This is a genomic window from Chromohalobacter sp. 48-RD10, from assembly GCF_029889785.1.
Classification (GTDB): Bacteria; Pseudomonadota; Gammaproteobacteria; order Pseudomonadales; family Halomonadaceae; genus Chromohalobacter.
In genome coordinates this window covers 1-3,335 of sequence record NZ_JARANX010000067.1, presented here as the reverse complement: position 1 = coordinate 3,335, position 3,335 = coordinate 1, and the positions used below count along the sequence as shown (strand labels likewise).

General features: G+C 45.3%; 3 protein-coding genes and 2 pseudogenes. 3 read left to right on the top strand and 2 right to left on the bottom strand.

Annotated features, from left to right (window positions below):
* Window positions 1–87 precede the first annotated feature (87 nt).
* The gene (locus OP496_RS16895) at window positions 88–1,149 is read right to left on the bottom strand and encodes an acyltransferase (RefSeq protein ID WP_280564980.1); all 1,062 of its coding nucleotides are present in this window, start codon (window positions 1,147–1,149) and stop codon (window positions 88–90) included.
* On the bottom strand, window positions 1,139–2,113 hold the full coding sequence (locus OP496_RS16890; protein ID WP_280564978.1) for a sulfotransferase domain-containing protein: 975 nt from the start codon (window positions 2,111–2,113) through the stop codon (window positions 1,139–1,141). Before OP496_RS16890 ends, OP496_RS16895 begins: the two co-directional genes overlap by 11 nt.
* 133 nt (window positions 2,114–2,246) lie before the next feature.
* On the opposite strand from OP496_RS16890, the gene OP496_RS16885 reads away from it, so the two are divergent.
* From OP496_RS16885 to OP496_RS16875, 3 genes and pseudogenes are all read left to right on the top strand, one after another.
* Entirely contained in the window at window positions 2,247–2,381 is a 135-nt protein-coding gene (locus tag OP496_RS16885; RefSeq protein WP_280564976.1) for a hypothetical protein, read from the top strand.
* Window positions 2,371–2,536 (top strand): annotated as a pseudogene (locus OP496_RS16880) (transposase family protein); the annotation flags it as partial. The gene OP496_RS16885 and the pseudogene OP496_RS16880, both read left to right, overlap by 11 nt.
* A 671-nt stretch (window positions 2,537–3,207) precedes the next feature.
* Window positions 3,208–3,335 (top strand): annotated as a pseudogene (locus tag OP496_RS16875) (ISL3 family transposase); the annotation flags it as partial.

Below are 3,335 nucleotides of genomic sequence, written 5' to 3'. Positions count from 1 at the left end.
ACTATATACATTTTCTCTAAAATGTTAAATCAAACAGCCAAGCACTCCCTCTTTATCCACGCTGCTTGGCTCTTATGCCATCAGTTTTTAAAAAATTATTTTTTCAATTTTTGTTACTACCACTTTCATCCCGCTTCTTGCTCTAGGTTCTAAAAACATCGATACAACCAGAGCTGTAACAACCATAAGAAGAAGCACGAAAACGGCTATAGTTTCTGGTGGAGAGTACGTAGCAAAATTATTGATAACAACATAACCTATGTTCTGATGCAGAAGATATAAAGGGTATGTAGAGGCTCCTAAAAAGGCTAAATACTTTGCTGCAGGCAAGTCAATCTCCCGCCTGCTGAAAAACCTTATTACCAGGAAGACGGAGAATACAAACGCTAGCATTACCCAGTGGTTATAAAAATAACCAAACCTTTCGCTTAATTCGCGAGCCTTGTTCAAGGTTTCTAAATAGCATGCGCCAAATGCTAAGAAAATAGCCAGAAAGGATCGCACATCAAACTTTTTATCCTTATATATATACAACAAGACACCTAGACAAAAATAAGAAGAATAATTTAAGATCAACACTTTAGCCAAGAAACTGTTTTGCATATCAAGAACGTAAGTGGCGCATGACATTATAGACCACAGCAGGCTTAAGCCAAACAGCATGCGATCATTAAACACCTTAAACACAATCATGAGAAAAATATAAAAATAAAACAGCAACTCTACCGTTAATGTCCAATATACACCATCTACATACTTCCTCTGGAAAAAACCCTCCATCATGGTTAAATTTCTCAAGAACTCAAAGAATGTTATATCCCAAAAGAAAGGCCTATCTATTGCCAATATGATATATGTAAAAATACAGCAAATCCAAAAAGCCGGGTACAATCGCAAAGCTCTAGATATGCAGAACTCATACGGGGTTTTATTTTTTGCGCTCAAGGAGATCACAAATCCAGAGATTATAAAAAAACCCTGAACCCCCAAGAAACCATACTTAGAGAGAATCTCTATTAGAGAAAAGCTTTCTACGACACGATCCCCAGTCACTCCTCCCCTAAAAAACAAGTGATAAATGACGACAAAAAGCGCCAAAATAAACCTCAGAACATCAAGAACCAAATATCTCTCTTTATTATGAACCATTTCTATTCCAAAGCAAGTCGATATTTGAAGCTTTCCAGTACTCATACTCAGGCCGTAGAATCTTTTCTATTCTTTTTGTAGTTTCAACACTGACTTTAGGAACATCTCCATACACAGTGGACTTAATACCCTCTTTCAGCTTCTGAGGAAGTACTTTTTTCATATTCTTTATTACTGAAGCTTCCACCAAACCAGCCAATACCGACCCCCGCCGGTCATAAGTTTTATTCCTATTCTTTTCACTAAGAAAAGATTTCTTGGGTCTTACGGGATCTAGGCCTAGATATTCAACCACTCTATCCACTTCGCCTTCATCATTTATCAACTTCTCCAAGGAAGTTATGAAGACGTCACCTGTAGGAAAATTATTAAACCATCGAGAATATAAAGATTCTCCAAAATATCTGTACATTATATAAGGGTCGAAAATGTTTACCGTAAACCCAACTCCATATAACTCCTTTAAATAATTTTTTGACAGATACCCTATATTTATATCTCCTAACTCTCCTGCCTTTTTAATAAGCCCGTCTTCATAATCAAACACTCCTTCCCCGATATCAACAGGTATAGAATTAACGATATCATCTAATGAACGCGTCTCATGACCATTACCTTTTGAAGCCATATGCCAATAGGAAGAAATTAGGCGCTTTGCAGGATCTCTTGTCACTACTAACACCTTAACTTTTTTCGCTAACTTATTAGCAGCCAAGTACGAATCAGAGTTTAATATGTTAAGCGTCGAGCTATCTACTGCTAATGGGATATTACGTCCATTATAGCCATATAGCTTTTCATACCAAGCCATATGCTCTCTATTACTTAAGTCACATAAACTTAAAAACTGAGGCTCCTTTATCGCTGGGGCAGTTACTTCACTAAAATTAGAAACAATATAATTATGCAGCGACGATGTCCCTGACTTCCTAAACCCACCAACCAGAATTAGCTCTTCAAACATTGGCTCAAAACTCCTTAACAATGCAAAGCAATAATTTATACTCACGCATTTTTTGGGCTCTTCGTTGTTGGGCGTGGAATTCACCCCATGAACTGAGTCGGGATATGACCTCCGCATGGACAGGAAGTAGAGCATGGACGGCACCCAGATTCTGCCCTTCGGCTTGGGCCTGGAATCGCCCTGGGTACCCCAAACCAGCACCTTGATACATCCACGCCTGGACCTCTATGTCGAGGCCGAGCGAGGCAGCCTCTCGCCCGGCCCATGACTTTGCCGACAAGACCTGGCGGCATCTGAGCTTCTTCCAGCACCACGGCTACCTGCATGCGCGCGTCCCACGTACTAAGTGCCCCGAGCATGGCACCAAGCGCATCGAGGTGCCCCGGGCACGCCCCGGCAGCGACTTTACCTTGCTGTTCGGAATAGGTGACTATGTCGTTGATCAAGGAGATGCCGGTGCTGGCCGGTCTCCCGGCAGCTAGAGATCTCCGACAAGCACCTTTGGCGCATCGTGCACCACTGGCACTGGATGCTGGGACATGGGGCCTGTCCGAGGTCAAAGTCACCGGCCTGGATGAGACCGCGGCCAGCGCTATGTCACCGTGTTCCTCGATATGTAGCGTCCTCAGGAGCCGATGACGGTGCCGTCCCGGTCACGAAAAGGCCGCCATTGAGACATTCGCGGCTTTCTGGCCGGGCACGACGGTGACCCGGGCCACGTCCATCGAGGGGGGGGACATGTCTCAGGCCTTCCTCAGCGGGGTGATCGAGCGCCGAAGTCACCATAGACTGGTTCCAACATCGTGCAGATCTTTACTAGGGGCTGGACGGGGTTCGTAAGCGAGAGCGTCGCCAACAATGGCCTCTCAAGGTGCTGCTCTGGGCAATGTTGCAGAACACCGAGGCCGGCAACCTAACGGCCAGCCAAATCGCGGCGCTCCATGGGCTAGTCAGAGATCGTAGTGCCACGGCGGATGTCTGGATCATCAAGGAGAAGCTAAGGTGGATCCAGCAGACGGCGGTGTCACAGGGCGCTCGCTGGCGGCTCCCACAACCTGAACGTGATGCGCGATGAAGTGGCCAACAATGCGCGCCTAGAAGGCATGAACAGCCTGTGCCAGGCAGCCAGGTCACGTGCACGCGGCTACCGGAACGAGGCTAACTTCATTGCCATGATCTACCTGATCGTGAGTCCCGTGAGGCGCACACTGCATTACCCCAA

Coding starts and splice junctions, on each gene's coding strand:
- OP496_RS16890 (WP_280564978.1), bottom strand. CDS start 2,113: ATGTTTGAAGAGCTAATTCTGGTTGGTGGGTTTAGGAAGTCAGGGACA.
- OP496_RS16895 (WP_280564980.1), bottom strand. CDS start 1,149: ATGGTTCATAATAAAGAGAGATATTTGGTTCTTGATGTTCTGAGGTTT.
- OP496_RS16885 (WP_280564976.1), top strand. CDS start 2,247: ATGGACGGCACCCAGATTCTGCCCTTCGGCTTGGGCCTGGAATCGCCC.